The organism is Pseudomonas sp. Root569 (assembly GCF_001427465.1).
In the GTDB taxonomy this organism is placed as follows: domain Bacteria; phylum Pseudomonadota; class Gammaproteobacteria; order Pseudomonadales; family Pseudomonadaceae; genus Aquipseudomonas; species Aquipseudomonas synxantha.
Genome location: NZ_LMGQ01000011.1, coordinates 117,894 through 133,326, shown reverse-complemented (window position 1 = coordinate 133,326; position 15,433 = coordinate 117,894). Strand labels below are relative to the sequence as shown.

At 58.7% G+C, this 15,433-nt stretch carries 14 protein-coding genes; 5 read left to right on the top strand and 9 right to left on the bottom strand.

Annotated features, from left to right (window positions below; translation table 11 throughout):
- Nucleotides 1-909, top strand: a complete 909-nt coding sequence (glsB, locus tag ASD70_RS11495) for a glutaminase B (protein WP_046072259.1) — start codon at nucleotides 1-3, stop codon at nucleotides 907-909.
- Between the two features lie 151 nt (nucleotides 910-1,060).
- Here glsB and ASD70_RS11490 read toward each other — a convergent pair whose 3' ends face one another.
- The 6 genes from ASD70_RS11490 to ASD70_RS11465 all read right to left on the bottom strand — a co-directional run bounded on the left by ASD70_RS11490 (nucleotide 1,061) and on the right by ASD70_RS11465 (nucleotide 5,953).
- Entirely contained in the window at nucleotides 1,061-1,339 is a 279-nt protein-coding gene (locus ASD70_RS11490) for a DUF6124 family protein (protein WP_233518681.1), read from the bottom strand.
- A 266-nt stretch (nucleotides 1,340-1,605) separates the two neighbouring features.
- Complete coding sequence (gene mddA / locus ASD70_RS11485; RefSeq protein WP_056846493.1) at nucleotides 1,606-2,364, bottom strand: methanethiol S-methyltransferase; 759 nt, start codon at nucleotides 2,362-2,364, stop codon at nucleotides 1,606-1,608.
- A 127-nt stretch (nucleotides 2,365-2,491) separates the two neighbouring features.
- A complete protein-coding gene (locus tag ASD70_RS11480) occupies nucleotides 2,492-3,760 on the bottom strand; it encodes an NAD(P)/FAD-dependent oxidoreductase (RefSeq protein WP_056846478.1) in 1,269 nt (422 codons plus the stop codon).
- Nucleotides 3,757-4,509 (bottom strand): amino acid ABC transporter ATP-binding protein, encoded by a 753-nt coding sequence (locus ASD70_RS11475; protein WP_046072261.1) that lies wholly within the window; start codon nucleotides 4,507-4,509, stop codon nucleotides 3,757-3,759. Before ASD70_RS11475 ends, ASD70_RS11480 begins: the two co-directional genes overlap by 4 nt.
- Nucleotides 4,506-5,174: an amino acid ABC transporter permease gene (locus tag ASD70_RS11470; RefSeq protein WP_046072262.1), complete on the bottom strand. Its 669-nt coding sequence runs from the start codon at nucleotides 5,172-5,174 to the stop codon at nucleotides 4,506-4,508. The genes ASD70_RS11475 and ASD70_RS11470 overlap by 4 nt, the downstream gene beginning before the upstream one ends.
- Nucleotides 5,171-5,953: an ABC transporter substrate-binding protein gene (locus ASD70_RS11465; protein ID WP_056846477.1), complete on the bottom strand. Its 783-nt coding sequence runs from the start codon at nucleotides 5,951-5,953 to the stop codon at nucleotides 5,171-5,173. The genes ASD70_RS11470 and ASD70_RS11465 overlap by 4 nt, the downstream gene beginning before the upstream one ends.
- 214 nt (nucleotides 5,954-6,167) lie before the next feature.
- On the opposite strand from ASD70_RS11465, the gene ASD70_RS11460 reads away from it, so the two are divergent.
- Nucleotides 6,168-6,947: an IclR family transcriptional regulator gene (locus ASD70_RS11460; RefSeq protein ID WP_046072264.1), complete on the top strand. Its 780-nt coding sequence runs from the start codon at nucleotides 6,168-6,170 to the stop codon at nucleotides 6,945-6,947.
- A 201-nt stretch (nucleotides 6,948-7,148) separates the two neighbouring features.
- On the opposite strand, the gene ASD70_RS11455 is transcribed toward ASD70_RS11460, so the two are convergent.
- Nucleotides 7,149-8,393 (bottom strand): saccharopine dehydrogenase family protein, encoded by a 1,245-nt coding sequence (locus tag ASD70_RS11455; RefSeq protein WP_056846476.1) that lies wholly within the window; start codon nucleotides 8,391-8,393, stop codon nucleotides 7,149-7,151.
- Between the two features lie 28 nt (nucleotides 8,394-8,421).
- Nucleotides 8,422-9,519, bottom strand: a complete 1,098-nt coding sequence (locus ASD70_RS11450) for a carboxynorspermidine decarboxylase (RefSeq protein WP_056846475.1) — start codon at nucleotides 9,517-9,519, stop codon at nucleotides 8,422-8,424.
- Between the two features lie 286 nt (nucleotides 9,520-9,805).
- Here ASD70_RS11450 and metE point away from each other — a divergent pair, with 286 nt between their 5' ends.
- A complete protein-coding gene (gene metE, locus ASD70_RS11445) occupies nucleotides 9,806-12,094 on the top strand; it encodes a 5-methyltetrahydropteroyltriglutamate--homocysteine S-methyltransferase (RefSeq protein WP_056846474.1) in 2,289 nt (762 codons plus the stop codon).
- 120 nt (nucleotides 12,095-12,214) lie between these two features.
- On the opposite strand, the gene ASD70_RS11440 is transcribed toward metE, so the two are convergent.
- Nucleotides 12,215-13,369 (bottom strand): DUF1624 domain-containing protein, encoded by a 1,155-nt coding sequence (locus ASD70_RS11440; protein ID WP_056846473.1) that lies wholly within the window; start codon nucleotides 13,367-13,369, stop codon nucleotides 12,215-12,217.
- A 56-nt stretch (nucleotides 13,370-13,425) separates the two neighbouring features.
- Between ASD70_RS11440 and ASD70_RS11435 the strand changes: the two genes are divergently transcribed.
- Complete coding sequence (locus ASD70_RS11435; RefSeq protein ID WP_156382918.1) at nucleotides 13,426-13,980, top strand: DUF924 family protein; 555 nt, start codon at nucleotides 13,426-13,428, stop codon at nucleotides 13,978-13,980.
- A 243-nt stretch (nucleotides 13,981-14,223) separates the two neighbouring features.
- Nucleotides 14,224-15,408 (top strand): aminotransferase class I/II-fold pyridoxal phosphate-dependent enzyme, encoded by a 1,185-nt coding sequence (locus tag ASD70_RS11430; protein WP_056846471.1) that lies wholly within the window; start codon nucleotides 14,224-14,226, stop codon nucleotides 15,406-15,408.
- Nucleotides 15,409-15,433 lie beyond the last annotated feature (25 nt).

Below are 15,433 nucleotides of genomic sequence, written 5' to 3'. Positions count from 1 at the left end.
ATGCAGGCGCTGCTCGAGTCGATCCTCGACGAAGTGCGCCCCCTGATCGGCCTCGGCAAAGTGGCCGACTACATTCCCGCACTGGCCGATGTGCCTGCCGACCAACTCGGTATCGCGGTATACGGTAATGACGGCGCAGCTTATTGCGCCGGTGACGCCGACACCCTGTTCTCGGTGCAGAGCATCTCCAAGGTGTTCAGCCTGGTGCAGGCCATTGATCACGGCGGCGAGAGCATCTGGGAACGCCTGGGCCATGAACCGTCGGGGCAGCCGTTCAACTCCATGGTGCAACTGGAATTCGAACGCGGCCGCCCGCGCAACCCGTTTATCAATGCCGGCGCCCTGGTGATCTGCGACATCAACCAATCGCGCTTCGCCGTGCCGATCCTGTCGATGCGTGACTTTGTGCGGCGCCTGTCGGGCAACCCGCAGATCCTGGTCAACAGCCTGGTTGCCGAGTCCGAAGCCCAGCATGGCGCACGTAATGCGGCCATGGCCTACCTGATGAAATCCTTCGGCAACTTTCACAACGATGTGGACGCGGTGCTGCACAGCTACTTCAACTACTGCGCCTTGCAGATGAGCTGCCTGGACCTGGCCCGGGCGTTCAGTTTCCTGGCCAACGAAGGCGTGAGTGCCCACAGTGGCGAGCAGATTTTGACAGCGCGCCAGACCAAGCAGGTTAACTCGATCATGGCCACCAGCGGGCTGTATGACGAGGCGGGCAATTTTGCCTACCGCGTCGGGCTGCCGGGCAAGAGTGGGGTAGGTGGAGGGATCGTCGCGGTGGTGCCGGGGCAGTTCACGGTGTGCGTGTGGTCGCCGGAGTTGAACGCGGCGGGGAACTCGCTGGCGGGGATGAAGGCGTTGGAGTTGTTGAGTGAGCGGATTGGGTGGTCGGTGTTCTGAACACATCACCAAAGCAAAATGTGGGAGGGGGCTTGCTCCCGATAGCGTAGTGTCAGCAATAAATGTAGCGCCTGACACACTGCAATCGGGGGCAAGCCCCCTCCCACATTTGGATCTCCAATGGTTTGGAGGTCTTCATACGGTCTTGTCTTTACGCGACGGGGTGGGTTTCATCCAGCACCTTGCCTGCCAGTAGCTGCACGCCTTCGAGCATTCGGCAGATACCCAGCGCTACATTGCGGTTGGCGCCGTCGATTTCGAAAGCGAGGTGGGTGGCGATGTCGGTAATGGATGCCAGGTCTTGAGAGGCATTGACCAGCAGGGTTTCAGTGCCCAGGCCATCGCGTACATTGAAAAGTCGATTGTGGGATAGATCTTCGTTTTCTTCGGGATGGAGCTCAGAATTTTGTCGAGTAGTGTCATTGATCACGGGCAAACCCTCTGGTTGAAAAGCTTCCTTGACAGTTCGGACGGTCAAACCCGGTCGCTGAATTGGCAGCGACGGCCAGAGGTTAGTCAGCGAAGTTCCGAGCGACAACCTGAAACAGCTGTGGGAAACGTCCGAGCCATACCCCCCCGTAGGAGCGAGCTTGCTCGCGAAAAACTTACTGGCCCTACGGTCATCCAGGTTACCCCCGTTATCGTTGACGATCTTCGCGAGCAAGCTCGCTCCTACAGTGGGTAGGCGGCAGTGGGTTAGCGACGGGGCCTGTTGAGGCGCGGCACAACCATGCCCACTTCACTCTGATAGCGCCGATACCGCTCGCCAAACAGCATCACCAAATCCCTCTCTTCGAAGCGGGCGCCTATGAACAGATAAACCGACATCCCCAGCGCAAACACCAGATGACCCACCGTCATATGCGGCGTTGCCCAAAACGCGATCAAAAACCCCAGGTACAGCGGGTGACGCACGATTTTGTAGAGCAACGGGGTCCTGAATATCGGTGCCTGCTGCTGCGTGTTGCGCCAACGATCAATCGCCTGCTTCAACCCGAACAGTTCGAAGTGGCTGATCAAGAAGGTTGCCAGCAAGACGATACCCCAGCCCAGCCAGAACAGGCCGGTCAGGAGTGTCTTGGCCCACACGGCTTCAACCTCCCAGACGCTGTCGGGAATGGGTTGCCACAGCCAGAACATCACCCCGAGCACCAGGCTGCTGAGCAGTACATAGGTGGAGCGTTCAGCCGGCGCGGGAATGAATGTAGCCAGCCAGCGCTTGAAACCTTTGCGGGCCATTACCGTGTGCTGCACGCCGAATAAAATGATCAGTGCGCCGTTGATCAAGACGGCTGTGGGCCACGCAACCAATGGCCCATCGTTGATGTTTTTAGGCACCACCACACTGCCAACGAAACCGATCAAATATAAACAGGTAAACAAAAACGCCAAATAACAGCAGGTGCTGTACGCCAGCCCGATGACTCGGGCGGCGCGACTGTCTGGATTGTTCATAAACATGTCCCTTTCCATCGGCTCATCGCCCTGCAACTCAGCCAGCTCATCCTGAACTCCGATGCGTGAGCCTAGCGGGTATTGCTCGTGCGGTAACCTGTGAAAATTGACAGTGCTTGAAATGTGATCAACCGATATTGAGCCGATCCAACAAGCTGTACCAAGCCACCCCAGCGCCAATATAAAACCGCTGCAACCCATGCAACGGCAACCGCTGCAACGGCGTCACCGGGTAGGCAAACTCTGTATGGCTGTCGCACAGCCGCCCGGCCAGTTGCTGGCCCAGGCTGGTACACAGCGCGATCCCACGCCCATTGCAGCCCAGTGCCAAGGTCAGCCCCGGCGCCGGTTCGTGGACATGGGGCATGAAGTCCCGCGTGATCGCGATACGCCCGGCCCAGCGGTAGTCGAATTCCAGCGGTCCCAATTGCGGAAACAGCAGCGCCAATGAGCGCTCCAAGTGGGCAAAGTCGGCTGGTCCGGTGGGGTCATTGAACAGCCCGCGGCCACCCATCAGCAGACGCCCATAGGCGTCTTTACGAAGATACAGCAGCAACCTCTGTGCGGTAGACACGGTTTCCTGGCCCGGCAAGATGCTCTGGGCTGCGTGACCCTTCAATGGCTTGGTGGCGACGATAAAACTGTTGGCCGCCAGCACACTCTGAGCCATGCCGGGCCACAGGTTACTGCTGTAGCCATTGGTCGCCAGCACCACTTGATCGGCCGTGACCTGCGCGCCACCCGCTGTTTGCAACTGCCAAGCCGAACCCTGGCGCTGCAACCCTGTCACCGCGCTGTGGCCATGCACCCGCGCACCGGCCGCCAATGCTGCTGCGACCAAGCCACGGGCGTATGCCAAGGGTTGGATCGCGCCGGCACGCCCATCCAGCCAGCCGCCGGCAAACGCCGAGCTGCCCATGCGCGCCGCCACTGCACGGGCATCCAGATGTTGCACCGGCACACCGCGCCGAGCCCATTGGTCCGCCCGCGCATGCAGCCTGGTCACGCCTCTTTCGTTGTAAGACACCTGCATCCAACCCTTACGCACCGGGGCGCAATCGATGCCATGTCGCTCGATCAGCTTGAATACCAGGTCTGCCGAGCCCGACACCGTGGAGATCAGCGTCTCGGCGCGCTCCGGCCCGTACATCCTTACCAGTTGCTCCGGGTCATATTTGAGCGTGGGGTTGACCTGCCCACCGTTACGCCCCGATGCGCCCCAGCCTGGCTCATGGGCTTCCAGCACGCACACGTGCACGCCACGCTCGGCCAGGTGCAGCGCTGTCGACAAGCCGGTATAGCCAGCGCCGACAATCGCCACATCGACCTTCACTGACTCGTTCAACGCGGGCGTGGGCACTACTGACGGTGCAGTCGCCGACCACAACGACTTCATGACAGGCTCCGCGTGTTGCCGGTGGGGTGCAGCACGCGCCGCAGGAAGTCCTGGGTGCGCGCATGCTGTGGGTTGCCCAGCACCTGCTCGGCGGGGCCGCTTTCGACGATATAGCCGCCATGCAGGAAGCACACACGGTCGGCTACCTCACGGGCGAAGCCCATTTCGTGGGTGACCACGATCATGGTCATGCCTTCATCGGCGAGCGTGCGCATCACCGCCAGCACGTCGCCGACCAGCTCCGGGTCGAGGGCCGAGGTGGGTTCGTCGAACAACATGGCCTCGGGTTTCATCGCCAGGGCGCGGGCGATGGCCACGCGTTGCTGTTGGCCGCCGGAGAGTTGTTCCGGGTAGGCGTCGGCCTTGGCGCTCAGGCCGACTTTCTCCAGCAGCACCAGGGCTTCCTCGCGCACTTGCCGCGGCGGCTCACCTTTGACGTACACCGGGCCTTCCATCACGTTTTCCAGCACGGTGCGGTGGGGGAACAGATTGAAACGCTGGAACACCATGCCCATGCGGCTGCGCAGGGTGTGCACGGTCTTGCTGGCGCGCTGCACAGTTTCACCGAACACCTTGATATGGCCACCGTCGTAGGCTTCCAGTGCATTGATGCAGCGCAGCAGGGTGGATTTGCCCGAGCCCGAGGGGCCGACCAGGCACACTACTTCGCCCTTGGCCACGTCGAGGTCGACGCCGTGCAGCACGCGGTGGTCGCCGTAGTGTTTTTGCAGCTGACGAATCTCGATCATGCTTTTTTCCTCCGGCCCAGGTACTGCTCCATGCGGCGCAGGCCATATACCAGCGGCAAGCTCATCAGCAGGTAGAGCAGGGCGACCAGGGTGTAGACGGTCATGTTCTGAAAGGTCGACGAGGCGATCAGCTGGCCCTGGCGGGTCATCTCCGCCACGGTGATGGTGGACACCAGGGACGAGTCCTTGAGCATCATCACCAAAGTGTTGCCGTAGGGCGGCAGGGCGATGCGAAATGCCTGGGGCAGGATCACCCGGCGCATCATCAGCATCGGGCGCATGCCCAAGGCCTCGGCGGCTTCACGCTGGCCCTGTTCGACGGCAATGATGCCGGTGCGGAAGTTCTCGGCCTGGTACGCCGAATAGGCGATGCCCATGCCAATTACTCCGGCGTAGAACGCGGTGAGGTGGATGCCCATGTCCGGCAGCACGAAGTAGATGTAGAACAGCTGTACGATGATCGGCAGGCCACGGATCACATTGATGATGGTACTGGCCGTCCACGACAACGCACGGATCGGCGACAGCTTGAGCAACGCCAGCACCAGGCCGATGGCGCTGCTGAGCAGGAACGACAACACCGTGATCTGGATTGTCACCCAGGCGCCTTGCAGCAGGATCGGCAGGAAGTCCTGGGCGTTTTGCAGGAACTCAGCCAGGTTCATGGGCGCGCCTGGGTATCCAGCCCCCATTTCTTGAGAATACTGTCCAGGGTGCCATCGGCCTTGATGCTGGCGATGGCTTTGTTCAGGCGCTCCAGGGTTGCGACATCGCCCTTGCGCACCACCAGACAAACTTCGCCGACATTGGTGGGCTGGTAGTCAGACGCCAGTTTCACGCCTTTGAACAGCTTCTGGCGGATCTGGTAAGCCACCACCGGCTGGTCGCCGACGGCGGCCTTGATGCGGCCCAGGGACAGGTCGCGGACCATCTCGCCGATGGAGTCGTAGGTGCGGACTTCCTTGAAAATGCCCAGCTTGTTCAATTGGTCGTAGAAGATCGTCCCGGCTTGCACGCCGACCACCTGGTCTTTCAGCGGGGTGAGGTCGGGATATGCGCCATTGTCGTCGGCGCTGACGATCAGGCCTTCACCGTAGGCATACACCGGTGCGCTGAAGTCGACCACCTTGGTGCGTTCTTCGGTCTTGAGCATGCCGGCGGAAATAAAGTCCAGTTTGCCGGAAGTCAGCGAAGGGATCAGCGCGGCAAAGTTGGTCTGCTCGATCTGGCTGCTGAACCCACCGGCCTTGCCCACGGCTTCGGCCACGTCGACCATCACACCCTGAATGCTATTGCTCTTGATATCTAGGAAGGTAAACGGCGAACCACTGGCCGTTGCCCCGACTTTGTACGAGGACGCACTCTCTGCGTGCGCAACGCTGATACAAAGCGTGGCACACACACCGAAGGCAAGGCGGCGAAACAAGGGCGAAAGACTGTTCATCGGGTTGCTCCATAAGAAAAACAGAAGTCAGTTGCGCAAGCGACTGATGATAAAACCGCAAGCTCTATGCCATTTTGAATCAGAAAAATCGTAAACGACCTAATAAAGTTTGAGAAATGAACTTATCGTATCGATATGCGATATTTTGTGGTCATTTTACAGCTTTTAAGGTAGAAATATCGCCACGCCTGATTGACCAGCCCGCGAGTTCGCCATGCCCGAAGACCGCAACAGTTTGCACAACCAATCCCTGGAAAAAGGCCTGTCGGTGCTCAAGGCATTCAGCGCCCAGCGCCGCAGCATGAGCCTTGCAGAGGTGGCCGAGGCTGCTGGCATGACCAAAAGCTCGGCCCAGCGCATGGTGTTTACCCTCGAAAGCCTGGGTTACCTTCGGAAACACTCGCGCACACGGCATTACCAACTCACACCTCGAGTGCTGGAGCTGGGGTTCAGTTACCTGGATGCGCATTCGCTGATTGAAGTGGCCAACCCGTTCTTGTCCGAGTTGACGCGGTTGACCGGTGAGACGTCGTGCCTGACCGAGCCGGCGGGCCATGACATGACTTACATTGCGCGGTTTGTCAGCGCCGGGTTTGTGCCGGTGCACATGCCGATCGGCTCGCGGGTGCCGATGTACTGCACCGCGTCGGGGCGGGCGTATTTGAGCGCCTTGCCGCAGGATGAAGCGCTGGCACTTATCCAGAACAGTCAGCGAGTGGCGCATACCAGCCATACCGTGACAGACGTCGACCAAATTCTGGAGTCGCTGCAGCAAGTACGTGAGCAGGGGTATGCGGTAAATGGCCAGGAACTGTTCCTGGGCGACATGACCATCGGCGCGCCTGTGCTGGGCGCCAACGGTCGACCGGTAGCGGCGGTGCATGTGGTGGCGCCCACTAGTCGCTGGAGCCAGGCGGCGGCTGAAAAGCAGCTTGCACCGGCGTTGTTGCAATGCTCAAGAGCGCTGAGCAACTCGGCGCGTAACCTGGAATAACAGGCAAAGCAGATCAAAATGTGGGAGGGGGCTTGCTCCCGATAGCGGTGGGTCAGTAAAGAACAGGCTGGCTGACACACAGCCATCGGGGGCGAGCCCCCTCCCACATTTGGCTCTCCAGCGTTCTGGGAATATCTAGAATACCCAAACAAAAAATGCGCCCGGTTGGGCGCATTTTTTTGTGTAGTCAGCTATCGCCTATCAGGCAATCGCATCCCAAGCGCGATCACCGTTCTCGTCCTTGATCCGGGTCGGCAGGCCCATCACATCCAGCGCTTTCAGGAACGGCTCAGCCGGCAGTTCCTCAACGTTGGCCATGTGCTTCACATCCCACTCGCCACGCGCAACCAGCAGCGCAGCAGCGACCGGTGGAACGCCTGCGGTGTAGGAGATGCCCTGGCTGTCGGTCTCGGCATACGCCTCTTCGTGATCAGCCACGTTGTAGATGAACATTTCCCGCGACAGGCCATCCTTGGTGCCTTTGACCAGGTCGCCGATGCAGGTCTTGCCGGTGTAGCCCGGGGCAAGCGAAGACGGGTCAGGCAGCACGGCCTTGACCACTTTCAACGGCACCACTTCCAGGCCTTCGGCGGTCTTGACTGGCTTCTCGGAGAGCAGGCCGAGGTTTTTCAGTACGGTGAACACGTTGATGTAGTGTTCGCCGAAGCTCATCCAGAAACGCACGTTGGGCACGTCGAGGTTTTTCGACAGCGAGTGCACTTCATCGTGGCCGGTGAGGTAGAGGTTCTGCGAGCCAACTACCGGCAGGTCGTCGGTGCGTTTGACTTCGAACATGGTGTTGCTGGTCCACTGGCTGTTCTGCCAGCTCCACACCTGCCCGGTGAATTCGCGGAAGTTGATTTCCGGATCGAAATTGGTGGCGAAGTATTTGCCATGGGAGCCGGCATTGACGTCGAGAATGTCGATCGAATCAATGCGGTCGAAATGCTGTTGCTGCGCCAGCGCGGCGTACGCGTTGACGACACCTGGGTCGAAGCCCACGCCAAGGATGGCGGTGATGTTCTTCTGTTTGCATTCTTCCAGGTGATTCCATTCGTAGTTGCCGTACCACGGCGGGGTCTCGCAGACCTTGCCCGGCTCTTCGTGGATGGCGGTGTCGAGGTAGGCCACGCCGGTATCGATGCAGGCGCGCAGTACCGACATGTTAAGGAACGCGGAACCGACGTTGATAACGATCTGTGACTCAGTTTCGCGGATCAAGGCTTTGGTCGCTTCCACGTCCAGGGCGTTCAGCGCAAAGGCTTGGATATCGGCGGGTACCTTGAGGCTACCCTTGGCCTTGACGCTGTCGATGATGGCCTGGCATTTGGAGATGTTGCGCGACGCGATAGCAATACGACCGAGTTCGTCGTTGTGCTGCGCGCACTTGTGGGCCACCACCTTGGCGACACCTCCTGCACCAATGATAAGAACGTTCTTTTTCAATTGCTTTATTTCTCCTATATCCGCCAGCTTAGGAAAGGCTGGACAGGTAGTCGTCGTAACCAAATTCACGAACCACCTCGACTGTACCGTCGAGTTGTTTCACTACGATGGACGGCATTTTCAGGCCGTTGAACCAATTTTTCTTGACCATGGTGTAGCCCGCGGTGTCGATGAATGACAGCCGATCGCCGATGGCCAGCGGACGATCGAATTGATACTCGCCGAAGATGTCCCCGGCCAGGCAGGATTTGCCGCACACCATGTAGGTGTGTTCACCATCGCTTGGCGCCAGCTTGGCATTGAGGCGATAGATCAGCAGATCCAGCAGGTGGGCTTCGATGGAGCTGTCGACCACGGCAAGGTGCTTGCCGTTGTAGAGAGTGTCGAGCACGGTGACTTCCAGGGAGGCGCTGTTGGTGATCGCAGCTTCCCCCGGTTCCAGGTACACCTGCACGCCATACTTCTCGGAGAACGCCTTCAAGCGCGCGCAGAACGCGTCCAGCGCGTAGCCTTCACCGGTAAAGTGGATGCCGCCGCCGAGGCTGACCCACTTGACCTTGTGCAGCAGCTCACCGAAACGTTCCTCGATGGTGCCAAGCATTTTGTCGAACAGGCTGAAGTCGCCGTTCTCGCAGTTGTTGTGGAACATGAAGCCAGAGATCTGCTCGATCACGCCGTCGATCTTCACCGGGTCCCATTCGCCCAGGCGGCTGAACGGGCGCGCCGGGTCGGCCAGCAGGTAGTCGGAGCTGCTCACCTGCGGGTTCACGCGCAGGCCTCGGGTCTTGCCCTCGGAACGCTCGGCAAACCGCTGCAGTTGGCTGATGGAGTTGAAGATGATCTTGTCGCAGTTCTCAAGCATCTCTTCGATTTCATCATCGGCCCAGGCCACACTGTAGGCGTGCGCTTCACCTTCGAACTTCTGGCGGCCGAGCTTCAACTCGTACAGCGACGACGAGGTGGTGCCGTCCATGTATTGCTGCATCAGGTCGAACACCGACCAGGTGGCAAAGCACTTGAGTGCCAGCAGAGCCTTGGCGCCGGACTGCTCGCGCACGTAGGCAATCTTCTGCATGTTGACCAGAAGCTTCTGTTTATCGATGAGGTAATACGGCGTTTTGATCATTTTTGAGAGCCTGCGGCGGTGCCTGCCAAAAAAGGACACGCATTGTGCCCGCACTTGGAACAGATCGAAAGGTTAGCGGGCGGATTTTGCGCGCCGTGTTCAAGCATAGGGCCTGAGTGTGACCGTTCGTTGGGAGGAGGGCGGTACTACCCATCAAGTTAACGTTCGCGTATCAAAGCATGAGCATGAGCAGATCTTGTGATGATCTATAGAATAATGAGTTTGTCTCATTATCACCCTCTGCCGACAATGGCCGCCATCAATAACGACATTGGAGCTTTAGGTCATGGCAGTCGCTCATTCCCTCGGATTTCCGCGCATTGGACGCGATCGTGAACTGAAAAAAGCGCAGGAAGCGTTCTGGAAGGGCGAGCTCGACGAGGCCGGCCTGCGTGCCGTGGGCCGTGACTTGCGCAAGACCCATTGGGAGCTGCAAAAACAGGCAGGCATCGAATTGCTGCCCGCCGGTGATTTCGCCTGGTACGACCAGGTGCTGACCCACTCGCTGATGTTCGGCGTGATCCCCGAGCGCTTCCGCCCGGCCGATGGCCAGGCCACCTTGCATACCCTGTTCGCCATGGCCCGTGGGGTCAGTGACAGCTGCTGCGGCGGTGCCCACGCCCAGGAGATGACCAAGTGGTTCGACACCAACTATCACTACCTGGTGCCAGAGTTCAGCGCCGACCAGCAGTTCCACCTGGGTTGGGACCAGTTGTTCGAAGAGGTCAAGCAAGCCCGTGACCTCGGCCACACCGTCAAGCCAGTCGTACTCGGCCCGCTGACCTACCTGTGGCTGGGCAAAGCCAAGGGTGGCGATTTCGACAAACTCGATCTGCTCGAGCGCCTGCTGCCGCTGTACGGCCAGATCTTCCAGCGCCTGGCGGACCTGGGCGTGGAGTGGGTGCAGATCGACGAGCCGATCCTGGTGCTCGATTTACCCCAGGAATGGAAGAACGCGTTTGAGCGTGCCTACAACCTGATCCAGCGTGACCCGCTGAAAAAACTGGTGGCGACCTACTTCGGTGGCCTGGAAGAGAACCTCGGATTGGCCGCCAACCTGCCAGTGGACGGCCTGCACATCGACCTGGTGCGAGCGCCGGACCAGTACCCGACTATCCTCGACCGCCTGCCGGCTTATAAAGTGTTGTCCCTGGGCGTAGTCAATGGCCGCAACGTTTGGCGCTGCGACCTGGAAAAAGCCTTGGCCACCTTGCAGCATGCCCACGAGAAATTGGGTGATCGCCTGTGGGTTGCGCCGTCCTGTTCGCTGCTGCACAGCCCTGTAGACCTTGGCCGTGAGGACCAGCTGGATGCCGAGCTGAAAAGCTGGCTGGCCTTTGCTGTTCAGAAGTGCGAAGAGGTGGCGGTGCTGGCCCAGGCTGTTGACCAGCCCGAAGCCCCCAACGTACTTGTCGCCCTGGCCGAAAGCCGAGCCGTACAGGTTGCCCGCGCTGCTTCGCCACGGATCCATAAGCCTGCCGTTCAAGCCCGTGTGGCCGCCATCACCGCCCAAGACAGCCAGCGTCAGTCGCCGTTTGCCCAACGCATTGCGAAACAGCGGGCCGGCCTGGACCTGCCGCTGTTCCCAACCACCACCATCGGTTCATTCCCGCAAACTGCGTCGATCCGCCTGGCACGCCAGTCTTACAAGGCCGGCAAGTTGAGCGAAGCCGAATACATCGAGGCCATGCACAGTGAGATCAAGCACGCCGTCGAGGTTCAGGAAAACCTCGGGCTGGACGTGCTGGTGCACGGTGAAGCCGAGCGTAACGACATGGTCGAGTACTTCGCCGAACAACTGGATGGCTACGCGTTCACCCGTTTCGGCTGGGTGCAGAGCTATGGTTCGCGCTGTGTGAAACCGGCGGTAATTGTGGGTGATCTGAGCCGCCCGAAGGCCATGACGGTGGAGTGGATCCGCTACGCCCAGGGCCTGACCGGCAAAGTGATGAAGGGCATGCTGACTGGCCCGGTGACGATGCTGATGTGGTCGTTCCCAAGGGAAGACGTGAGCCGCGAAGTGCAGGCCCGGCAACTGGCCCTGGCGATTCGTGACGAAGTGCTGGACCTGGAAGCGGCCGGGATCAAGATCGTGCAGATCGATGAGGCCGCGTTCCGTGAAGGCTTGCCGTTGCGCCAGGCGCAGTGGCAGCACTACCTTGACTGGGCCACCGAGGTGTTCCGCCTGTGCGCCTGTGGTGTGCGAGACGAAACCCAAATCCACACCCACATGTGCTACAGCGAGTTCAATGATGTAATCGAGTCCATCGCGGCAATGGACGCCGACGTGATTACCATCGAAACCTCGCGTTCGGACATGGAGCTGCTTGACGCATTCGAAGCCTTCGCTTACCCGAATGAAATCGGCCCGGGAGTGTATGACATTCACTCGCCACGGGTGCCGGATGCGTCGGAGATGGCCAACTTATTGCGCAAGGCCGCCAAGCGGATTCCGGCAGAGCGCTTGTGGGTTAACCCCGATTGCGGGTTGAAGACCCGGGGTTGGCCTGAGACCGAAGCGGCGCTTGTTCACATGGTCACTGCAGCCCGCCAACTGCGTGCCGAATTGGCCTGACACAGTCTATAAAATGTGGGAGGGGGCTTGCCCCCGATGACGGAGTTTCAGTACCAAATCCATTGGCTGATCCAACGCTATCGGGAGCAAGCCCCCTCCCACATTTTCAGCCGCGTCAGGTCAGAGATATTTGAGCCAGGCGATGTCGCGCCGACGCGCTTTGAGCCCGGCAAACCAGCGCACGGGCGGGTACAACGCCAGCGGCAGCAACAGCGCGGCCAGCCACACCGTGCCGATGCTGTCGAAGCCGAAATAATTGCCGTGGTTGAGCCCAAGCAACGCGGCACAGGCCACATACAGTATTTTCAGCACATACAGGTGCAACAGGTAGAAGAACATCGGCGCGGCGCCAAACACGGCCAGTACACCGATCCAGCGTTTATGTCCGGCACGTTCGAACGCCAGCAACACCAACAAACCGATGCCCAGCGTCAGTGCCAGGAACAACAGCGAAGGCGGGTACTTGGTGATGTTGAAGAAACTCATCAGTGTCTGCACGCCGCTGTCATACGCCTGCCAAGGCTTGTCGCCGTACCCGTTGAGCATTCGCAACAGCACAAACCCCACCAGCGCGCCGATTCCCGCCGTCAGCAAATAACGCTGGCGCCTGGCCGGCGGTGTGACATTGGCAAACCAGGGGCCGACGCCGTAGCCTAGGGCAATCACGCCGATCCACGGCAACACCGGGTAGGTCACGCGCAGCCGCAGGTTTTCAGACACCTGGATCCAACTGCGTTCATGCAGGATCGACCACAGCGCCTGCGACGTCGATCCCGGGGCCAAGTGCACTGCATCGAGCAAGTTATGCCCGGCAATGATCACCAGGGCCAAGCTGATCAGCAACGCACGCGGCAACCACACCAGGGCGGCGAGTGCGATCATGCTCACGCCGATTGCCCAGATCACCTGCATATAGATCACCGTGGGCGGCAACTGGAAGGTCCAGGCGAAGTTGACCAGGGTGAACTCCAGCACCACCAAAAACAGCCCGCGCTTGAACAGAAACGCCGACACGTCGCGCCGGCCCTGGTATTTCTGGCCATACAGCCAAGCCGACAAGCCGGTGAGCAGCACAAACACCGGCGCGCATAGATGGGCCAGGGTGCGGCTGACAAACAGCGCAGGCTCGGTGCTGTCGATGCTCATCGGGTCGCTGACCTGGCGATGCAACAGGAAGGTTTCGCGCACATGGTCCAGTAGCATGAACAGGATCACCAGGCCGCGCAGGGCGTCGATGGACTGCAGGCGTTGGCGTAAGGTAGTAGCGTCAGTCATAAGTGGGAATCACAAGCGGGCAAATAATTGACGTTATCCTATAACATTTGAGGCGCATGATGATCAGCATAAAGACGCAATCAGCCGAGGCCGTGATCGAATTCTGGAAACAGGCGGGGTCCAAGCGTTGGTTCGCCAAGGACGATGGCTTCGACACAGCTTTTCGCGACACCTTCTATACCACCCATATGCAGGCCGCACGGCGCGAACTGGAAGATTGGCTGACCTGCGCCGACGGTGCGCTCGCGTTATTGATCCTGCTGGACCAGTACCCGCGTAACGCCTTTCGCGGCACCGCGCATATGTTCGCCACCGACCCGCTGGCACGCCTGTATGCACATCAGATGGTGGACGCCGGGCTGGATCAACAGATCGAACCCCAGTTGCGTGCGTTCTGTTATTTGCCGTTTGAACACTCGGAAGATCCGCAGGACCAGCAACGCTCGCTGACGCTCAACCAGCGGTTGGATGCCAATACCTACCACTGGGCCAAGGAACACGCCGTTATCATTGAGCGGTTCGGGCGCTTTCCTCATCGTAATGCGGTGTTGGGCAGGGCTACGACAGCCGCAGAACAGGCGTTTCTGGATGAAGGAGGGTTTGCGGGGTAGGCGTATCAGGGGCACCTGCCTATCCGCGTGTCCCTTTTCATAGAGCTTATCCATTCCAATGGCCCGGCATCGGTTTGAGTCTATGCGATAAGCCGTCCACCTCATTGAAGTGCATAATTGTTATTTGAGGAATTGGCCTACAAAGTTTTGGGCTGAATCCCATATCTTGCCTGCTTGTAAAGTTTTCCTGCATGTTCAAGTATTACTACTGACTTGTCATCCTCAACATGGATAGGTAGATGCATGAACAGTTACTCGGATATTCGAAAGATTTTCGCGGCGGGTGAGCCTTTTTGGGATCGCACACAAAAAGCAGGAATGAGCGGAGTTGTCGCTGAGCATAAAGGTGATGGGTTAATGGAGGCCACGGATAGGACGTTCATTAATATGTGCTCCTACTCGTATCTTGGCCTGGATTCGAATCCGAACATATTGGAAGGCGGTCTATCGGCGTTACGAGATGCCGGGGTGCTGAACTCTTCAACGTCCAGGGTCAGAATTAAACTGCCATTATTGGAGGATGTGGAATCATCCCTTTCCGAGTTGTTTTCTGTTAATGCGTTGACCACATCATCGTGTGCCGCGGCCGCTTGCGCTGTACTGCCATTATTGGCCGCAGGCTTTTTTACCGAGGGTCAATCGCCCTTAATGGTATTTGATCGGTCGGCGCACTTCTGCTTGAACCTGATGAAACCCATTTGTGCAGATGAAACACAGGTGCTGACGTCTCCTCATAACGATCTGAACTTTCTGGAGGATTGCTGCAAAAAAAATCCACGCGTTGCTTATATTGCAGATGGTGTGTACAGCACGGGAGGGGTGGCCAAAATCAAGGACCTGATGGGTCTGCAAGACAAGTATGGCCTGTTTGTCTTGTATGATGAAGCCCATGGCTTGTCCATCAAGGGCAAAAAAGGGCGTGGCGTTGTCCTTGAGGCAATGGGCGGGTTGAATGCTAATACGATGATCATTGCGTCACTGAATAAAGGGTTTGGTGGCTCTGGTGGCGCTATCTTCTTTGAAAAATCGATTAACAGTTCAAGGCTGTTATGCTTTGGGGGGCCTCTCTCGTGGTCTCAGCGAATCAATACGGCGGGGCTGGGCGCCATATTAGCGTCGATTAAAATACATGCATCGAGTGAGATAGGCATTCTGCAAGATAGGTTGGCGAGAAATATAAACAGGTTTGATCAACTTGTACCGAGTGCCGCCATCGGCGACGGGCTTCCAATACGCTTGATCCCGATGGTCGACGAAGTTCACGCCATTTCCGCTGCGGCAGCCTTGATGCACGAAGGCTTTTACACGTCTCCTTTATTTTATCCGGTGGTCGCCAGGGATTCGCCCGGCTTGCGAATCATGTTGCGGGCCAATCTTCGGGACGCTGACCTTGTGCGGTTTTGTAGCGCGGTCAACTCAGTGCTCTAGGTTTCAGTGCAGGTCAAATGTATCT